The following is a 16,830-nucleotide window of genomic DNA, read 5'->3' on the forward strand; positions in this document are numbered from 1 at the left end:
GGAGGCAGGAAGCCGACTCGGAGCGGTACCCGAACAGGCCGCCGGGGTAAGCCGAATGTCCGCGAAGCGGCGATTTTGCCGGCCACGAAAGGGGGTGCAGGGGGCCAGTGCCCCCTGCGGGCGCCGGGCGCTGGTGGTGAGAGAAAGCAGTGTGGCTGACACGGCGCGCAATTTGCTCAGTACTGGCAGGTTGTTTTTGCTGCAACTGAAAATTTCGTTCACCCAGACTGATGTGGCTATAGGTTCCAGATCTGGTTCTGTTTTACAGAAAGAACAACCTGTTGATCAAACCCCCTGAATCAATAACACCTGGTAGTCGGCACCCAAATTCCGGTGCTTTTTGGCTTTCTGGTATGCATCGCTGTAGTACCAGGCTTTTGCAGCTTCAATATCCGGGAATGACAGAATAACCGCACCTTCGGCATCATCGCCTTCCAGAGTGGTGATATCACCGTAAAAAGCCAGCGGAGTAATGGGATGGTCGCCGCGAGCTTCTCCGGCCAGTTTTGCGTAGGTTTGCATTTCTTGTTCATCATGCGTGGTTTTGCGCACGAAAATTACATAAGCACTCATCGTTTCTCTCCGGGGTTGAACGGGGTAACTAAAAGATAACCTCTATCATGGCAGAGCACCGGGCTGTGTTTTTCGTGTTTCTTGCCTTTAAAGCTTTCAGGCGTTTTTGATCAACTGATTGCGCAGGGTATCGAGTTGTTGCTTAAGCGTGATGAGTTCGGCCTGGTCACAGGCAGAAGCGCACAAAATATGTTGAGGAATACCTTCTGCTTGTTGCTGCAAGCCCCGGCCCTTATCAGACAGGCTGACAATCACCTGGCGTTCATCCTGTGTGGATCGCTGGCGGGCAACCAGACCGGCGGCTTCCATGCGTTTCAGTAACGGCGTAAGGGTGGCGGAATCCAGGAACAGGCGCTCACCAATGGCCGAAACAGTTTGTTGGTCAGATTCCCAGAGGGTCAGCAGCACCAGATATTGGGGATAGGTTATCTCCAGAGGCTTAAGCACATTACGGTAGATTTTATTCAGTGCCAGGTTCGCCGAATAGAGGGAAAAACACAGTTGGTTATCAAGGAGCAAATTTTCTGGTGGCATAAGCGGCAGGCCTTCACGGGGGATTCCGCCAATGTTACCGCAACTTATTTTAGGGGGAAATCATTTTCCCCGGTGGGTTTTACAAGTTATTAACAACGGAATGCCAGCGAGCGGAAAAGGCAGAGCTGTTTGAAAGGAATTTACAGGCGGTATTATTCTGGTTTGTCAGTTAAACATTCTTAAAAAATAATCAAATACAATTCGATGAACTACAATTTTTCACGAGGTAAGCAAAACAAGCTGTCAGTAAACGGCACTGTTTCAATTAACCAACCGCGAGGACGCTGTGATGAATATGACGGAAATCAGTGGAGACTGGAAAATCATCAAAGGTAAGGTGAAAGAAAAGTGGGGCAAACTGACCGATGATGACCTGGAAGTCATTGAAGGGAAACGTGATCAACTGGTAGGCCGAATTCAGGAACGTTATGGTTATGCGAAAGCCCGGGCTGAAGAAGAAGTGGCCGCCTGGGAAAAACGCGACGACTACCGGTGGTAAATTCCCTTTGATTCATCGTCACAGAGGGCTTCACGGCCCTCTGTAGCCAAACAGTGGTTAGCGCTTCTTCTTACCCTGTTCAGAATGGTCATGCCCACAACTTTCCGGATGGCGGCAGCTTTCCACTTCCACGCATTGTGAACATAAACCATGGGCTTCAATAACATTGTGGCGCAATGCAAACCCCATGCTGGCCGCCAGGCTGTGCATGATGTCTTCTACACCTTCCGCACACTCTTCTTTCACTGCGCCGCAACGGTCGCAAATAAACATGGCGGAGGTATGAGTGGGCTGGTCAAACAGGTGGCACAGCACGTAGCTGTTAGTGGATTCAACTTTGTGAACAAACCCTTGTTCCAGCAAAAAATCCAGAGCACGGTAAACCGTGGGAGGTTTGGCCTGAGGTTCTGCGACACGCAATAAGTCCAGCAAGTCATATGCGCTTATCGACCCGTCCTGCTCACTCATCAGGCGCAGCACTTCAAGGCGCTGTGGTGTCAGGCGTACATTGCGCTGCTGGCAAAGCTTTTCTGCCCGAGCTAACAGGTTTTGTGTCCCAGACTTATCCATCCCGGCCCTCAACATGGTCGTAAAGAGGCTACTTTACCATGAACCGCTCAAAACACCGATATGTGCGCCACATTGCCGCGTTTGCCCGCATTGAGTGGAGCCTGGTAATGTGGTGCGCTTTGCCGGGAAACCTTCACAAAAATCAAAAACCTGAACTATACATATGAGGTAGGTCACAAAATAACAATTTGTCCAGGATGGATACGTCTTTTTAAACACTGCAATAACCTGCTTTTTTCGCCGTTATTCACAGCAATAGCTTGCGGCTACCTGGGTGATAAAGAGGGTGGTCGAAAATTATTCACAATACCTGGACGGAATGCCTGTGAACAGAATAAGCAAAGTTTCAGTGGCGACCATGACTGCCACATTTTTGATTGCTCACCCGGCGCTGGCTGCCAATACCTGGGCTGAATCGCGGAGTGATGGGATGGGGGGGGCAGGGGTCGCTTCTGCCAGTTATGGCAGTGGTGTGCTGATAAACCCGGCTCTGCTGGCGAAATCTCACGACGATGACAACGTATCTGTTGTGCTGCCGTCTGTGGGGGTAGAGGTATCAGATAAAGACAACCTGCGTAATGAAATTGACAACATCAGCGACAAAGTGAATACCTGGAAAGATGAACTGGGTAATATCACTTTGCTGAATTACACCCAACAGTTGCCGCGGATTCAGGCTGCGGCAGGCGATCTGGCTGATGAACTGAATTATCTGGATGGCAAAACAGCCAGCGCTAAAGCAGCAGCTGGTCTGGCGGTCAGTATTCCCACCAGTACTATCTCGATGGCGTTTGTCACCAAGGCCTGGGCGCGCGCGCGGGTGAGTTCTTATATCGACCCCAATGATGTTGCGCTGTTACAAAATATTTCCAACAGTACTACTGCAGCCGCAGCAGCAGCTCTGGATCCCAGTGCGGTGCAGGACAACCTCAAATCAACCGGCTTTGGCCGGGCAGCGATTGTCTCTGATTACGGGATTGCGTTGGCAAAACAGTTTGATATTGGCGGTGTTCCGGTATCTGTTGGTGTAACGCCAAAACTGCAAAAAACCTGGCTGTATAACTACTCCGTTTCTATTTACAACTATAACAGTGACGACCTGCGTGACAGTAAATACCGCAATACCGACACCGGGTTTAACGTGGATGCGGGGATCGCGGCAGACTTCGGTGAACACTGGACGGTTGGCTTGAGTGGGCAAAACCTGGTTCCGCGCGATATCGATACCAAAGAGATCAACGGCTACAAAGATACCTTCCAAATTTCACCACTGGTAACGGCGGGGGTTGCGTGGAGCAACGAGTTACTGACACTGACAGCCGATGGCGACTTGACAGAAACCAAAGGTTTTAAGAGCGAAGAGAACTCACAATACCTGAGAGCCGGGGCTGAAGTTCGCCCATTAAGCTGGCTGGCAGTGCGGGCGGGTTACCAGGCTGACATTAAAGGCAATGATAACAACGCGGTGACTGCAGGCCTGGGGTTTGCGCCATTTAACCGGGTTCACCTGGATATTAATGGCCTGGTGGGAGAAAAAGAAACATGGGGCGCGGGCGCGCAACTGACTTTCACCTTCTGATAAAACACACCCCGGTGGCGGTCGCTCGCCGGGGTGTTACTCTGCCTGTTATTTCATGCTGGCGGCGATGGTTTCCACGTTATGTTTAAACGCCGCCACATAAGTCGGGGCAACCCCATCTTTAGTGGTTAATGCTTCCGGGTACAATTCACCCCCAGGTTTAGCACCACTTGCTGCGGCAATTTGTTTTACCAGGCGCGGGTCTGTCTGGTTTTCGATAAAGTAGGTGTGGATATGCTCCTGCTTGATTTGGTTAATCAGCCCGGCAACATCGCTGGCACTGGCTTCGGCTTCAGTAGAAAAGCCTACCGGTGCAAGGAATTTCACACCATATTCGGCACCAAAATACCCAAAGGCATCATGGCTGGTGATGACATGGCGGCGGCTTTCTGGAATAGCGGCAAAGGTTTGTTTCGCCCAGGCATCCAGTTTGTTCAGTTTCTCAATATAGGCTGTGCCGTGCTGGCGGAAATAATCGGCGTCTTGTGGGTCTGCTTTAATTAACGCATTCATTACGTTACGTGCGTAAATTGCGCCATTGGCCGCACTGTTCCAGGCATGAGGGTCTGTTACAGTTTTGCCATCTTCCTGCATCTGGCGCGAATTAACACCCTCGGAAGCTGTGACTACTTCGCCTTTATAACCCGATGCGCTGATCAGGCGGTCCATCCAGCCTTCCATTCCCAGACCACTGACAAAAACGACATTAGCATTGTGCAGGGTCTGGCTGTCTGCCGGTTTCGGCTCAAAGGTGTGTGGGTCGCCATTCGGGCCCACCAGTGACGTGACTTGCACATGTGTGCCGCCCACTTCTTTCACAATATCGCCCAGCACAGAGAAACTGGCGACGGTATTCAGTGTTGCGGCAAAAACAGCAGCCGGGCTGAGTAACAGCACTGCCAGAGATAAAGGCTTAATGTATTTCATGACGTTTCCTTCTGAGTGGTTCGCTTGCCAAAAACGGGAATCAGCCCGTTGTGAGCCCCAAAGAGAATTGAGACCATAAAGAAAAGTGCGGCGGTGAGCACAATGGCCGGGCCTGCGGGTATCCCCGCATGGAACGAGAACACCAGGCCAATAAAAGCAGACAACGCGGTTAATATTGCTGAGACGGTGAGCAAGGCCGGCAGCCGGTTCACCCAGCAGCGGGCTGAAATTGCAGGCAACATCATCAGGCCTACTGTCATCAGCGTGCCGAGGATTTGGAAACCCGCCACCAGGTTCAGCACCACCAGTGTCATAAACAGCGCATTGATGATTCCCGGAGCCCGGCGGGCATTCACTGTCAGGAATGCTTTATCAAACGCTTCCATCACCAGCAAACGGTAGAGCAGGGCAATACACAGCAAGGTAAATGATGCGATATAGCCCACGAAAAATAACGCCTGCTTGTCTACCGCGAGAATCGAGCCAAACAACATATGCAGCAGATCGACACTGGAGCCATGTAATGACACCAGGGTTACGCCAAGCGCCAGTGAACCCAGGTAAAAGCCGGCAAAACTGGCATCTTCCCGTAACGGTGTCAGGTTGCTCACCCAGCCGGAAGCCAGTGCAACTAACAGCCCGGCGATAAACCCACCAAACCCCATGGCTACCAGCGACATGCCGTACATCAAATAACCAATTGAAACCCCAGGTAAAATGGCATGGGATAGCGCATCTCCGGCGAGGCTCATGCGGCGTAACAGCAAAAAAACGCCTGGTACAGTAATGCTCAGTGACAGCGCCAGGCAGGCGACCAGCGCCCGGCGCATAAAACCGAACTGAATAAAAGGATCGATAATGGTGTGATAAAACATGTCAGTTAACCCCGGACAGCACTTACGCCATCACTTCCAGGGTGTTCCCCCATTGGTAATGCTGGTTTTCAAGGCGCAGAGTGTCCGGAAAGCAGCGCTTTACCAGGCTGCTGTCATGGAGAACAACAATCAGCGTCTGCCCGTCGCGGTGCATTTGTTGCATTACGCTGACCAGTAATTCGCCGGTTTTCTGGTCGATACCCGTGAATGGCTCATCCAGTAAAACCAGTGGTGCCTGTTGTAGCAGTAACCGGGCAAACAGCATGCGCTGGAACTGCCCGCCAGAAAGCGTATTGATGGTGTTTTTCGCCATATCAACCAGGCCAACCTGCTCAATAGCCTGCCAGACCTGTGCCATACGCTGGCGAGAGAAGCGTTGCCAGAAGCGCAATGCGGGCCAGCACCCCATAGACACTACGTCAAACACGGTCAGTGGAAATTGGTGGTCCAGTTCAGCTTGTTGCGGCAGCCAGGCAATGCGTGGCCGGCCTTCCGGGAAGCTCACCTGGCCGGAAACCGGCGGCAAAATACCTGCCAGTGTTTTTAGTAAAGTGGATTTCCCGGTGCCGTTGGCACCCACAATGGCTGTCAGGCTACCGGTATGAAAGGTGCCATTAAAAGGTGGGCCAATGCGCTGACGGCGGTAGCCTGTAGCTAAATTCTCAAGGTGTATCATGCTAGTGCGTTAGCCCAGTAAATGGCGCACCACAGCCCGGCCAGCAACACCAGTGCGCACACAATGCGCAGTAGTGAGGACAGCGTTAACAAGGAGTGGTGGCTTGCAGAAGAGTGCATTGTAAAAACGCCTGTAAATAATGTTATAACATAACATAATTGCCGTTATAAAAAATGTGAAGCATTTTTGCTGAGAAATTGTGTCCGGGTATTTCAGGTAACTCTTAACGGTGCTGGTCGGGAAAGTATCAATGCTGGATGACAGCAGGAATTCCCCCGTGGTTATGGGGAGGTTGTGAGCTGTTTCACAACTCATAATCAGACAGCAGATTTTTACAGGTTGCCAGCGAAACTTTCCACCTTAATACTCTCGCCTCGTAGTAATTTTTGCAGTGCATTTTATCGATTACTGTACCGGGGTGTATCATGGTTTCATTAAATAAAAACTATGTCATGAGCTGCCTGTTCTTTCTGTTTTTCTTCATTGGATGGGGGTGTTGTTATCCTTATCTGTCGTTGTGGTTAACAGAGAAAATTGGTGTTGATTATACCGATGTTGGTCTGGTTTACTCTTTTACCGCTATTGTGTCTGTTGCTGTTCAACCTTTCTTCGGATTTATTTCAGATAAGCTGGTTTACCGCAAAAATTTAATGTGGATGCTGGCGATTATTATTACGTTATTTGCGCCTTATTGGATTTATGTTTTCGCGCCATTATTAAAAGTAAATGTCATACTCGGTGCCCTTGCCGGAGGTATTTATATCGGCCTGGCGTATGGTGCTGGTTGTGGTGTATGTGAAGCTTATATAGATAAAGTCAGTCGCGCCACTGGTTTTGAATTTGGTCGGGCACGTATGTTCGGTGGCTTTGGTGCGGCCATTGGCACCTTTATCGCCGGAAAACTGTTTGGTTTCGATGCCAACTATATTTTCTGGATGGCAAGTGTTGCCGGGGTATTTTTGTTATTTACAGTGTGGAAAACTCAGCCGGACCAGAATGAACAAGGGCAGGTAGTGCAGCCAGCGCGTTCACCTGTCAACCTGAATGATGCCATCACGCTGTTAAAGATGAGGAAATTCTGGTTCTTTGGTGCATATATGATTGGTGTCGGCGCTATTTATGAAACCTATGACCAGCAATTCGCTATTTATTACAGCCATTTCTTCGAAACCAAAGCGCGCGGCGCAGAAGTCTTCGGTTATCTGACTACCGGGCAAATCTTTCTGGATGCACTGGTGATGTTTTTTGCCCCATGGTTTGTTAACAAAATAGGCCCAAAAAATGCGTTGATATACTGTGGCATGATAATGAGTTTTCGTATTATTGGTTCGGCATGGGCAATTGGGCCAGTTTCTATCAGCCTTATCAAATTGTTACACGGTTTTGAAAGCTCAGTATTGCTGGTGGCCGCGCTTAAATATATTACGGCTAATTTTAACCCGCTGTTATCTGCAACAGTTTATTTAATAGGTTTCCAGTTTTCGAAAAGCTTTAGTTCAATTTTTCTTTCAACGGGTATTGGTCATATGTACCAACGCTACGGGTTCCAGGATAGTTATATCTTACTGGGAGGTATCGCGCTGTTCTTTACGCTGATGTCCGTCGTGACCCTGGACAAAGCACGAGCGTTTATTTCTGAGCCTGTTTTAGCTAAATAACCCCAGGAGGAGGCAGTATGGCTGAATTATATTATGGTGTGGCGTATTACGATGAATATATGCCGGAAGACCGCCTTGAAAAAGATATTGAAATGATGCTGGCGGCCGGAATTAACGTCGTCCGTATTGCTGAATCCACCTGGAGTACACTGGAACCGGCTGAAGGCACCTACAATTTCTACCACATTGACCGTGTTATGGATGCCATGCATGCCGCAGGGATTGCGGTGATTATCGGGACGCCGACGTATGCCATTCCAACCTGGCTTGCCAAAAAACACCCTGAAGTGATGGTAACGACGGTTCAGGGTACCCAGAAGTATGGCCCGCGCCAAATCATGGACATCGTCAACCCGGTGTTTCGCCGTTATGCGGAAAATATCATCCGGGTTTTGATGGCGCATGTTTGTCAGCATCCGGCAGTTATTGGGTATCAACTGGATAATGAAACTAAGCACTATGACAACACCGGCCACTGGATGCAGTCCGGGTTTATTGAGTCGCTCAAGGTGCGCTACCCGGATATCAGCCAGTTTAACCATGACTTTGGCCTGGATTACTGGAGCAATCGCATTGATGACTGGGCTGACTTCCCTCCGGTGGAAAGTACCATTAATGCCAGCCTGGCTTGTGCTTTCTCTCAGTATCAACGCGAGCAAGTGACGGCTTATCTGGCCTGGCAGGGAGAGCTGGTGCGTGAGTACTGCAAGCCCGGCCAGTTTATTACCCATAACTTTGATTTTGAATGGCGCGGCTATTCATATGGGGTTCAGCCACGGGTGGATCATTTTGCTGCGGCCCGGGCGCTGACGGTTGCCGGGGTGGATATTTACCATCCCACCCAGGATCACCTGACAGGGCGCGAAATCGCCTTTGGCGGCGCAATAACTCGCGGAATTAAACAGGGTGCCAATTATTTCGTGCTGGAAACCCAGGCACAGGGCTTCCCTGAATGGACTCCATACCCTGGGCAATTGCGGCTGCAGGCATTCAGCCATATTGCCCAGGGTGCGCGAATGGTTTCTTACTGGCACTGGCACTCTATCCACAATTCCTTTGAAACATACTGGAAAGGGTTATTGAGCCACGATTTTGCGCCCAACCCCACCTGGCGTGAAGCCTGTACCATTGGTAAAGACTTCGCGCAGTATGGTGAACAATTATCTGGCCTGTCAGCCCGCCATGATGTGGCTATTTTGATTAGCAATGAGGCTATGGATGCGCTGAATCACTTCCCTCCGGCAGACGGCAAAACCAATGTCTGGAATGATATTTTCCGCCGTTTCCATGATGCTCTGTACGACAACAATGTGGGTGTGGACATTATTAATGATGTGGACGCTCAGTGCGATAAATACAAAGTAATGATTATTCCGGCACTTTACAGTGCGCCGGACGGCCTGTTGTCCCGGATTCACGCCTGGGTTGAACGTGGCGGTCGTGCGGTTATTAGTTTTAAATCAGGCTTCAGTGACGAGAACGTGAAAGTTCGTAGCACGCCACAACCCGGTGGCCTGCGTGATGTGTGCGGCGTAACCTATAACCAGTTCACGCGCCCGGATTCCCTGCAAGTAGATGCCAGTGCCATTGGGTTACCGGACACCGAGGCAGAGCTGTGGGCAGAATTACTGACGCCAGACCCGGAAATAGAAGTTATGGCACGCTATCGTCACCCGGCCTGGGGGCAATATGCGGCAGTCACACGGGCTCATTATGGTAAAGGGCAGGCTATGTATGTTGGTTTTTTGCCGGAAAAAGCGTGGTTATATGGTTTGTTTTCGCAATTTACTGCCGATCTCCGGTTATCGTCGCAGGCTGCAGATGCGAGTTTCCCTGTCATTGTGCGGCGGCTTTACCAGGCCGACGGGCAGGAAAGGGTGTTTATCTTTAATTATTCCCCAACACCGCAAAACTTGCCTGCACCCGTGAATGGTGTTCAGGTACTCCAGCAAGGCCGGGTTAGCCGGGGCAAGCCTCTTATACTGGCCCCCTGGGATACAGTAATTATTGCTTCTGACCTGGAACAGGAGGAGGCATAAAGGAGATGGATATGCCACTGGATATGAACGACCTGGTAAACTTTTCGCCCCTGATGAAGAGTTTTACGTTTAATGCGTATCTGGTGTCGGGGTATACCCCCATATCCCGTGGCGGGCGGCTTGACTATTACATCAACCGCCCGCAAGGCATGAAAGGTTACATCATCAACCTTACGTTACGTGGTGCCGGGCGGGTTAAAGCAGGTGAGGGGTATATTACCTGCCAGGAAGGCGAACTGGTGCTGTTTCCCCCCGGAGTACCACACCACTACGGGCGTGCTGAATCCCATGATTTTTGGGACCATTTATGGATCTATTTTATGCCCCGCCCTTACTGGCTGGACTGGCTGCGCTGGGATAACACCCGTCAGAATATTGGCCGGACACAGTGTGAGACACCAGAAATACAGGAAGGGTTAAAGGCACTGTTTTCCGAGGTTATTCACCATAACAGCGATGATGCCCCGTTGTCTGAAGCGCTGGCAATGAATGCCCTTGAACGCCTGATTCTGCATTGCTTCCAGATGCAGCCGCAAAGTAACCGCCATAATGTCGACCCACGTATTAATGCACTGTGCGACTATCTGAATAACAATATTGCTGATGAAATGACCGTAGATGCGTTAGCGAAGATGGTATTTCTGTCTCCTTCCCGTCTGGCGCATCTGTTCCGCAGTGAAATGGGAGAGACCATCTTTTCATGGCGTGAGAAACAGCGTGTTAACCGTGCCAGAGCTTTAATGCAAAGCACGGAGCTATCGGTAAGCAATATTGCCGAGGCGGTAGGGTACAGCGATGCAATGTATTTTTCGCGTATTTTCAGGCGCCACAATGGCGTGGCGCCGCGTGAGTATAAAAAGCGTTATGGCGTACTGCATGGCATGGTGAAATGAGGTCTGCTCACCGTTACCTGGTTAATCAAACGCATCATGAATAATTTCTGCAACAATGGCTGTGCTTATCACAACAGACACTAAATCATTTCCTACAATGCGCCATTCCCTCCCCGGGTAATAAGGCAACAAACGCCCCAGGTCGCCCGGAATAGCTTTTTTGGCAATCCCCGGCGGTAAAGGCTGCCCACGCACCAGTTTTTTGGCAATCCCTGGTGGCAGGGGTTTATACCCGGTGTACCCCATATGTTTTGCTTTCAGGCGGAAATCGCCCCAGTCGATATCTTTATCTTGTTTATTGTTGCCGTGGTTATTTCCCTGGCTGTGTTTGGCTTTGTCTGGTTTATGCCCGTTGCCATTATTGGCAAGAACTGCAGCAGGAAGTGATGCCAGGCTTATGGCGAGTAGTGCGTTTATCCAGAAGGTATGACGGTGACGCATAATATTCTCCTTGTTAGCGCATCGCTGTACACGCAGCTTATGGTGGTGCATAAGCCAAAGTATAAACCTGGCGGGTAAATATTGCGGCAAAATGCACTATTTGCCTGGCGCGGCCACGGGTATTGGCATTGCCTGTTCCCTCCACGTTGCCCCACTGTGGCCTGGACTGTATAATCCGTAGCCCATTTTTACGCCAGCCTGCTCAGGAATGCAGGTTGGTGGGGTTACTGTTATCTACCGCTACTTTTCATAAAGGTTGTTTCTATGTGCTCAGCGTACTCAGCGTCGCGTTTCTCCATTGCCCCCATGCTGGACTGGACTGACCGCCATTGCCGCTATTTTTTGCGCCAGCTGTCACGCCATACGCTGCTGTACACCGAAATGGTGACAACCGGGGCGATTATTCACGGCAAAGGCGATTACCTGGCTTACAACGAAGAAGAGCACCCGGTTGCGTTACAACTGGGTGGAAGCGACCCGGCGGCTCTGGCGCAGTGTGCGAAACTGGCTGAGCAACGTGGTTATGATGAAGTAAACCTTAATGTTGGCTGCCCGTCTGACCGGGTGCAAAACGGGCGCTTTGGTGCGTGCCTGATGGGGGAAGCGCAACTGGTGGCGGATTGCGTTAAAGCAATGCGCGATGTGGTGTCGATTCCGGTTACAGTGAAAACCCGTATTGGCATTGATGACCAGGACAGCTATGAATTCCTGTGTGATTTTGTGCAAACTGTTTCCCAACAGGGCGGGTGTGACATGTTTATTATTCACGCCCGTAAAGCCTGGTTGTCTGGCTTAAGCCCGAAAGAGAACCGCGAAATTCCGCCCCTTGATTACCCCCGGGTATGGCAACTGAAGCGTGATTTCCCACACCTGACAATGTCGATTAATGGCGGCGTGAAAACGCTGGAAGAAGCGAAACAGCATCTGGAACATATGGATGGTGTTATGGTGGGGCGTGAGGCCTACCAAAATCCGGGGCTACTGGCGTCTGTTGACCGCGAGATTTTTGGCGACACCACTGCCAGCCCGTCCCCGGCTGATGTTGTGCGAGCTATGTACCCGTATATTGAACGGGAACTGAGCCAGGGCGCTTACCTGGGCCATATCACCCGCCATATGCTGGGTTTATTCCAGAGCGTGCCTGGTGCCCGCCAGTGGCGTCGTTACTTGAGTGAAAATGCCCATAAACCTGGCGCAGATATTCAGGTTCTGGAAACCGCGCTGAGCAAAGTGGCTCGTGTTGATTAAATTGACGCAATAATCGTTAAATTCGCTATGCCCCGGCCTGTGTGCTGGGTTTTTTTGTTTCAAAATCATGTGATTATATTCTGGCATGGTTCTTGTAATACCTCTGATTATTACCTGGAGGTACTGACGATGCTGGAACTATTATTTGTGCTGGGATTTTTTATTATGCTGCTGGTGACTGGTGTGTCGCTGGTGGGGGTTTTTGTTGCGCTGCTGGTGGCTGTGGGCGTGATGTTTTTTGGCGGGCTGCTGGTGTTAATGCTCAAAATGTTGCCCTGGTTACTACTGGCTATTGTCGCTGTGTGGGTTATCCGGGCCATAAATAATGGCAACAATACCCAATCACGCTCACATTATCGCCGTGATATGCGTTGATATGACAGGTTGTTTGAGCGGCTGATCACAACCCTGGAACTTTTTTACAACTTTTCCGTTAACAACATATTATTTACTTATTAAATCTGTCACTATGCTTTCGCTATCTACCAAATTCATCGCAGCTGTACCCTACAAATTCAGCGCGAACTATAAAAATGAAGGGCTTCCTGCGGGAAGCCCTAATCATTTGTATTTTTACCATTTTCTCTGTCAGGGAATTAACAGGCTTGAGCCCTGAGTCTGGCGGCTTTCCAAAACCTTATGCGCATGGGCAGCATCTGCCAGAGCAAATTTCTGCGCTTCCTCCACCTGGACTTTAATCACGCCACTGGCAATCAGCGAGAACAGCTCACTGCTCGCTTCCTGCAATTCTTCACGGTTAGTAACATAACCATTAAGTGAAGGGCGGGTAACATACAGTGAGCCTTTTTGGTTGAGGATCCCAAGGTTTACGCCTGTGACCGGCCCGGAAGCATTACCGAAACTGACCATCAAACCACGGCGCTGCAGGCAGTCGAGTGAAGACTCCCAGGTGTCTTTGCCAACCGAATCATATACAACCGGCAATTTTTTCCCGCCGGTGAGCGCACGAACCCGCCCGGCAATATCCTCTTCACGGTAGTTGATGGTGGCCCAGGCTCCGGCCTGCATAGCCCGCTCAGCTTTCTGTGCTGAACCAACAGTACCAATCAGTTTTGCCCCCAGCGCTTTAGCCCACTGGCAGGCAATCAGCCCAACACCACCTGCCGCGGCGTGGAATAAAAACATTTCACCGGGTTTGATTTCATAGGTTTTACGCAACAGGTAGAACACAGTCAGCCCTTTGAGGAAAGACGCGGCTGCCTGCTCAAAGGAAATCGCCGGGGGAAGCAGAGCCAGGTTATGCTCAGGCACATTGTGTACACTGCTGTAAGCACCTAACGAACTCTGGGCGTAAACCACCCGGTCGCCGGGGCGAAAATGGGTGACATTTTTCCCTGTTTTGGCGACGATGCCTGCGGCTTCTGTTCCCAACCCACTGGGTAACGAAGGCGGGGGATATAACCCACTACGAATATAGGTATCAATGTAGTTGATACCTATCGCTTTATTGTCAACCTGGACCTCGTTGTCGCCGGGCTCAGGGGGCGTCCAGTCCACGGCGTGTAACACGTCGGGGCCACCATGTTTGGTAAATTCAATACGCGTTGCCATAACTGTTTCACTGCCTCCTGTGTGGGTATCGTGGTTTACTGATACAGGTAAGTGCATTCCACTGCCTGCAAACTGACGGTTTTCAGGTATAATGCCACGTTTCCCCGTTCAATTTTTGGTAAACCCTTTCACTATGGCAGGAAATAAACCCTTCAACAAACCCGCTGAGCCGCGCGAACCGCGTGATCTGCAAGTGGCCGGGCTGAAAGTTCCTCCGCATTCTCTTGAGGCGGAGCAGTCAGTGTTGGGCGGGTTAATGCTGGATAATGAACGCTGGGACGATGTTGCCGAGCGCGTAGTCTCGGAAGATTTCTATACCCGGCAGCACCGGCTTATTTTTACGGAAATGCACCGTCTGCAGGAAACCGGCCACCCCATTGACCTGATAACGCTGTCGGAGTCCCTGGAGCGCCAGGGGCAACTGGAAAGTGTTGGCGGTTTTGCATACCTGGCTGAGTTATCAAAAAATACGCCAAGTGCAGCGAATATCAGCGCTTATGCAGATATCGTCCGTGAACGTGCTGTTGTGCGTGAAATGATAGCCGTTGCCAACGAAATAGCCGATGCCGGGTTTGACCCACAAGGGCGCACCAGTGAAGATTTGCTCGACCTGGCTGAGTCCCGGGTTTTCCAGATAGCAGAAAACCGCGCCAACAAAGATGAAGGCCCCAAATCTGTTGACCAGATCCTGGAAGCGACAGTTGCGCGTATTGAAACGCTTTACCAGCAACCGCACGATGGCGTGACCGGGGTAGATACCGGTTACCAGGACCTCAACAAGAAAACCGCAGGCCTGCAACGGTCAGACTTGATTATTGTCGCGGCGCGTCCCTCCATGGGGAAAACCACATTCGCCATGAACCTGTGCGAAAACGCCGCCATGTTGCAGGATAAACCGGTGCTGATTTTCAGCCTGGAAATGCCCGCGGAACAGATAATGATGCGTATGCTGGCGTCTTTGTCTCGCGTCGACCAGACCCGTATCCGTACCGGCCAACTGGATGATGAGGACTGGGCACGTATCTCCGGCACCATGGGGATTTTGCTGGAGAAGCGCAATATGTACATTGATGACTCTTCCGGCCTGACTCCGACAGAGGTTCGCTCTCGCGCCCGGCGTATTTTCCGTGAGCACGATGGCTTAAGCCTGATAATGATCGACTACCTCCAGCTAATGCGCGTGCCGTCGTTGTCCGACAACCGTACTCTGGAAATAGCCGAAATCTCCCGTTCTTTGAAAGCGCTGGCAAAAGAGCTGCAGGTGCCGGTGGTGGCGCTGTCACAGCTTAACCGTTCACTGGAACAGCGTGCAGATAAACGCCCGGTCAACTCAGACTTGCGTGAATCCGGCTCCATTGAACAGGATGCCGACTTAATTATGTTTATCTACCGCGATGAGGTGTATCACGAGAACAGTGATCTCAAAGGCATCGCGGAAATTATTATCGGTAAGCAACGTAACGGCCCTATCGGGACTGTGCGTCTGACCTTTAACGGGCAATGGTCGCGCTTCGATAACTATGCAGGCCCGCAATACGACGAAGAATAATTGAAGGAATAAACATGCAAGCGGCAACTGTTGTGATTAACCGCCGCGCTCTGCGACATAACCTGCAACGCCTGCGTGAACTGGCTCCGTCCAGCCGCCTGGTGGCAGTTGTGAAAGCAAACGCTTATGGGCATGGTTTGTTAGAAACTGCCCGTACCCTGCCAGATGCCGATGCGTTCGGCGTTGCCCGCCTGGAAGAGGCCATCCGCCTGCGCGAAGGGGGCATCACTCAACCTGTGTTACTGCTGGAAGGTTTTTTTAATGCCAGCGACCTGCCGGTTATCGCCAGCCAGCAGTTCCACACAGCGGTGCACAGCGAAGAACAACTTGAAGCCCTTGAACAGGCGCAGCTGAGCCAGCCCGTCACGGTGTGGATGAAGCTTGATACCGGCATGCACCGCCTGGGGGTTCGCCCGGAAAAAGCAGAGGCATTTTATGCCCGCCTGAGCCAGTGCAAAAATGTGCGCCAGCCAGTGAATATCGTCAGCCATTTCGCCCGTGCCGATGAACCGGAAGTGGGGGCGACCGAACAGCAACTGGCTATTTTTAACCATTTTGCTGAAGGCAAACCTGGCCTGAAATCTATCGCTGCTTCGGGCGGTATTTTGCTCTGGCCTCAGTCTCATTTTGACTGGGTACGCCCGGGGATTATTCTCTATGGTGTTTCTCCGCTGGACCACAAACCCTGGGGAACTGACTTTGGCTTCCAGCCAGCTATGAGCCTGACATCCAGCCTGATTGCGGTACGTGACCACAAAGCCGGTGAACCAGTAGGCTACGGTGGCACCTGGGTGAGCCAGCGCGATACGCGCCTGGGTGTGGTGGCAATGGGGTATGGCGATGGCTATCCACGCAGTGCGCCATCAGGCACGCCCGTGCTGGTGAATGGCCGTGAAGTGCCACTGGTTGGCCGGGTCGCCATGGACATGATTTGTGTTGATTTGGGGCCAGATGCACAAGAACACCCCGGCGACAGCGTTGTGATGTGGGGAGAAGGCTTACCCGTCGAACGCATAGCGGAAGTAACGAAAGTGAGTGCTTACGAACTTATTACCCGCCTGACATCTCGTGTCGCCATGCACTACCTTGACTGATTCATTCATCCGGGCGGGTTACCGCCCGGTGTTATATCACCTGAAATTGTTCCACCGTTAATCCACGCTGCTTTACTCTCGCTTTCCCATTACTTCCGGTTTA

19 protein-coding genes are annotated in these 16,830 nt (G+C 51.1%); 9 read left to right on the forward strand and 10 right to left on the reverse strand.

All coding sequences use genetic code 11. The features are described from left to right. The 3 genes from DT73_RS26905 to DT73_RS24430 form a co-directional block, all read right to left on the reverse strand. On the reverse strand, window positions 1-222 hold a 222-nt coding region (locus DT73_RS26905; RefSeq protein ID WP_235234597.1), incomplete at its 3' end, for a hypothetical protein. Window positions 223-285: 63 nt separating this feature from the next. Next, window positions 286-573 (reverse strand): DUF1330 domain-containing protein, encoded by a 288-nt coding sequence (locus DT73_RS24425; RefSeq protein WP_036116512.1) that lies wholly within the window; start codon window positions 571-573, stop codon window positions 286-288. Window positions 574-669: 96 nt separating this feature from the next. Then, a complete protein-coding gene (locus tag DT73_RS24430) occupies window positions 670-1,107 on the reverse strand; it encodes a MarR family winged helix-turn-helix transcriptional regulator (protein ID WP_036116513.1) in 438 nt (145 codons plus the stop codon). Between the two features lie 289 nt (window positions 1,108-1,396). On the opposite strand from DT73_RS24430, the gene DT73_RS24435 reads away from it, so the two are divergent. After that, entirely contained in the window at window positions 1,397-1,606 is a 210-nt protein-coding gene (locus DT73_RS24435) for a CsbD family protein (RefSeq protein WP_036116515.1), read from the forward strand. A gap of 57 nt (window positions 1,607-1,663) precedes the next feature. On the opposite strand, the gene zur is transcribed toward DT73_RS24435, so the two are convergent. Continuing rightward, complete coding sequence (gene zur / locus DT73_RS24440) at window positions 1,664-2,176, reverse strand: zinc uptake transcriptional repressor Zur (protein WP_036116517.1); 513 nt, start codon at window positions 2,174-2,176, stop codon at window positions 1,664-1,666. A 325-nt stretch (window positions 2,177-2,501) separates the two neighbouring features. On the opposite strand from zur, the gene DT73_RS24445 reads away from it, so the two are divergent. Then, window positions 2,502-3,755 carry a conjugal transfer protein TraF gene (locus DT73_RS24445; protein WP_036116604.1) on the forward strand — a complete coding sequence of 418 codons (1,254 nt, stop codon included), beginning with the start codon at window positions 2,502-2,504 and terminating at the stop codon, window positions 3,753-3,755. A 48-nt stretch (window positions 3,756-3,803) separates the two neighbouring features. Here DT73_RS24445 and DT73_RS24450 read toward each other — a convergent pair whose 3' ends face one another. Genes DT73_RS24450 through DT73_RS26970 form a run of 4 tightly spaced genes read right to left on the reverse strand, consistent with a single transcriptional unit; the run spans window position 3,804 to window position 6,352 of the window. Beyond that, on the reverse strand, window positions 3,804-4,682 hold the full coding sequence (locus DT73_RS24450) for a metal ABC transporter substrate-binding protein (protein ID WP_036116519.1): 879 nt from the start codon (window positions 4,680-4,682) through the stop codon (window positions 3,804-3,806). After that, window positions 4,679-5,557 carry a metal ABC transporter permease gene (locus DT73_RS24455; RefSeq protein WP_036116522.1) on the reverse strand — a complete coding sequence of 293 codons (879 nt, stop codon included), beginning with the start codon at window positions 5,555-5,557 and terminating at the stop codon, window positions 4,679-4,681. Before DT73_RS24455 ends, DT73_RS24450 begins: the two co-directional genes overlap by 4 nt. A 22-nt stretch (window positions 5,558-5,579) precedes the next feature. Next, window positions 5,580-6,233 (reverse strand): metal ABC transporter ATP-binding protein, encoded by a 654-nt coding sequence (locus DT73_RS24460; protein ID WP_036116524.1) that lies wholly within the window; start codon window positions 6,231-6,233, stop codon window positions 5,580-5,582. Continuing rightward, window positions 6,230-6,352, reverse strand: coding sequence for a hypothetical protein (locus DT73_RS26970; RefSeq protein ID WP_255358371.1), 123 nt, complete (start codon window positions 6,350-6,352; stop codon window positions 6,230-6,232). Before DT73_RS26970 ends, DT73_RS24460 begins: the two co-directional genes overlap by 4 nt. Before the next feature lie 306 nt (window positions 6,353-6,658). Here DT73_RS26970 and DT73_RS24470 point away from each other — a divergent pair, with 306 nt between their 5' ends. The 3 genes from DT73_RS24470 to araC are packed head-to-tail and all read left to right on the forward strand — an operon-like array spanning window position 6,659 to window position 10,823. Next, window positions 6,659-7,891 carry an oligosaccharide MFS transporter gene (locus DT73_RS24470; RefSeq protein WP_036116527.1) on the forward strand — a complete coding sequence of 411 codons (1,233 nt, stop codon included), beginning with the start codon at window positions 6,659-6,661 and terminating at the stop codon, window positions 7,889-7,891. 17 nt (window positions 7,892-7,908) lie between these two features. Next, a complete protein-coding gene (locus DT73_RS24475; RefSeq protein ID WP_036116529.1) occupies window positions 7,909-9,930 on the forward strand; it encodes a beta-galactosidase in 2,022 nt (673 codons plus the stop codon). Between the two features lie 11 nt (window positions 9,931-9,941). Next, window positions 9,942-10,823, forward strand: coding sequence for an arabinose operon transcriptional regulator AraC (gene araC, locus DT73_RS24480; protein WP_036116531.1), 882 nt, complete (start codon window positions 9,942-9,944; stop codon window positions 10,821-10,823). A gap of 21 nt (window positions 10,824-10,844) precedes the next feature. On the opposite strand, the gene DT73_RS24485 is transcribed toward araC, so the two are convergent. Continuing rightward, window positions 10,845-11,264 (reverse strand): anti-virulence regulator CigR family protein, encoded by a 420-nt coding sequence (locus DT73_RS24485; protein ID WP_036116533.1) that lies wholly within the window; start codon window positions 11,262-11,264, stop codon window positions 10,845-10,847. A 264-nt stretch (window positions 11,265-11,528) separates the two neighbouring features. Between DT73_RS24485 and dusA the strand changes: the two genes are divergently transcribed. Both dusA and pspG read left to right on the forward strand, forming a co-directional pair. Beyond that, complete coding sequence (gene dusA, locus DT73_RS24490) at window positions 11,529-12,512, forward strand: tRNA dihydrouridine(20/20a) synthase DusA (RefSeq protein ID WP_036116535.1); 984 nt, start codon at window positions 11,529-11,531, stop codon at window positions 12,510-12,512. Between the two features lie 129 nt (window positions 12,513-12,641). Continuing rightward, on the forward strand, window positions 12,642-12,887 hold the full coding sequence (gene pspG / locus DT73_RS24495; RefSeq protein WP_036116536.1) for an envelope stress response protein PspG: 246 nt from the start codon (window positions 12,642-12,644) through the stop codon (window positions 12,885-12,887). Between the two features lie 213 nt (window positions 12,888-13,100). Here the strand turns inward: pspG and DT73_RS24500 are convergent, their stop codons facing one another. Further along, a complete protein-coding gene (locus DT73_RS24500; RefSeq protein WP_036116606.1) occupies window positions 13,101-14,084 on the reverse strand; it encodes a quinone oxidoreductase in 984 nt (327 codons plus the stop codon). A 133-nt stretch (window positions 14,085-14,217) separates the two neighbouring features. Here DT73_RS24500 and dnaB point away from each other — a divergent pair, with 133 nt between their 5' ends. Both dnaB and alr read left to right on the forward strand, forming a co-directional pair. After that, a complete protein-coding gene (gene dnaB / locus DT73_RS24505) occupies window positions 14,218-15,633 on the forward strand; it encodes a replicative DNA helicase (protein WP_036116608.1) in 1,416 nt (471 codons plus the stop codon). A 14-nt stretch (window positions 15,634-15,647) separates the two neighbouring features. After that, window positions 15,648-16,727 (forward strand): alanine racemase, encoded by a 1,080-nt coding sequence (gene alr / locus DT73_RS24510; protein WP_036116538.1) that lies wholly within the window; start codon window positions 15,648-15,650, stop codon window positions 16,725-16,727. Window positions 16,728-16,830 lie beyond the last annotated feature (103 nt).

The organism is Mangrovibacter sp. MFB070 (assembly GCF_000705335.1).
Lineage (GTDB): Bacteria > Pseudomonadota > Gammaproteobacteria > Enterobacterales > Enterobacteriaceae > Mangrovibacter > Mangrovibacter plantisponsor.

Bases quoted from the DNA above. Each gene is read 5' to 3' on its own strand.
- alr (WP_036116538.1), top strand. From the start codon at position 15,648: ATGCAAGCGGCAACTGTTGTGATTAACCGCCGCGCTCTGCGACATAAC.
- DT73_RS26970 (WP_255358371.1), bottom strand. From the start codon at position 6,352: ATGCACTCTTCTGCAAGCCACCACTCCTTGTTAACGCTGTCCTCACTA.
- DT73_RS24425 (WP_036116512.1), bottom strand. From the start codon at position 573: ATGAGTGCTTATGTAATTTTCGTGCGCAAAACCACGCATGATGAACAA.
- zur (WP_036116517.1), bottom strand. From the start codon at position 2,176: ATGGATAAGTCTGGGACACAAAACCTGTTAGCTCGGGCAGAAAAGCTT.
- DT73_RS24430 (WP_036116513.1), bottom strand. From the start codon at position 1,107: ATGCCACCAGAAAATTTGCTCCTTGATAACCAACTGTGTTTTTCCCTC.
- DT73_RS24475 (WP_036116529.1), top strand. From the start codon at position 7,909: ATGGCTGAATTATATTATGGTGTGGCGTATTACGATGAATATATGCCG.
- araC (WP_036116531.1), top strand. From the start codon at position 9,942: ATGCCACTGGATATGAACGACCTGGTAAACTTTTCGCCCCTGATGAAG.
- DT73_RS24460 (WP_036116524.1), bottom strand. From the start codon at position 6,233: ATGATACACCTTGAGAATTTAGCTACAGGCTACCGCCGTCAGCGCATT.
- dnaB (WP_036116608.1), top strand. From the start codon at position 14,218: ATGGCAGGAAATAAACCCTTCAACAAACCCGCTGAGCCGCGCGAACCG.
- DT73_RS24450 (WP_036116519.1), bottom strand. From the start codon at position 4,682: ATGAAATACATTAAGCCTTTATCTCTGGCAGTGCTGTTACTCAGCCCG.
- DT73_RS24500 (WP_036116606.1), bottom strand. From the start codon at position 14,084: ATGGCAACGCGTATTGAATTTACCAAACATGGTGGCCCCGACGTGTTA.
- dusA (WP_036116535.1), top strand. From the start codon at position 11,529: ATGTGCTCAGCGTACTCAGCGTCGCGTTTCTCCATTGCCCCCATGCTG.
- DT73_RS24485 (WP_036116533.1), bottom strand. From the start codon at position 11,264: ATGCGTCACCGTCATACCTTCTGGATAAACGCACTACTCGCCATAAGC.
- DT73_RS24435 (WP_036116515.1), top strand. From the start codon at position 1,397: ATGAATATGACGGAAATCAGTGGAGACTGGAAAATCATCAAAGGTAAG.
- DT73_RS24455 (WP_036116522.1), bottom strand. From the start codon at position 5,557: ATGTTTTATCACACCATTATCGATCCTTTTATTCAGTTCGGTTTTATG.
- DT73_RS24470 (WP_036116527.1), top strand. From the start codon at position 6,659: ATGGTTTCATTAAATAAAAACTATGTCATGAGCTGCCTGTTCTTTCTG.
- pspG (WP_036116536.1), top strand. From the start codon at position 12,642: ATGCTGGAACTATTATTTGTGCTGGGATTTTTTATTATGCTGCTGGTG.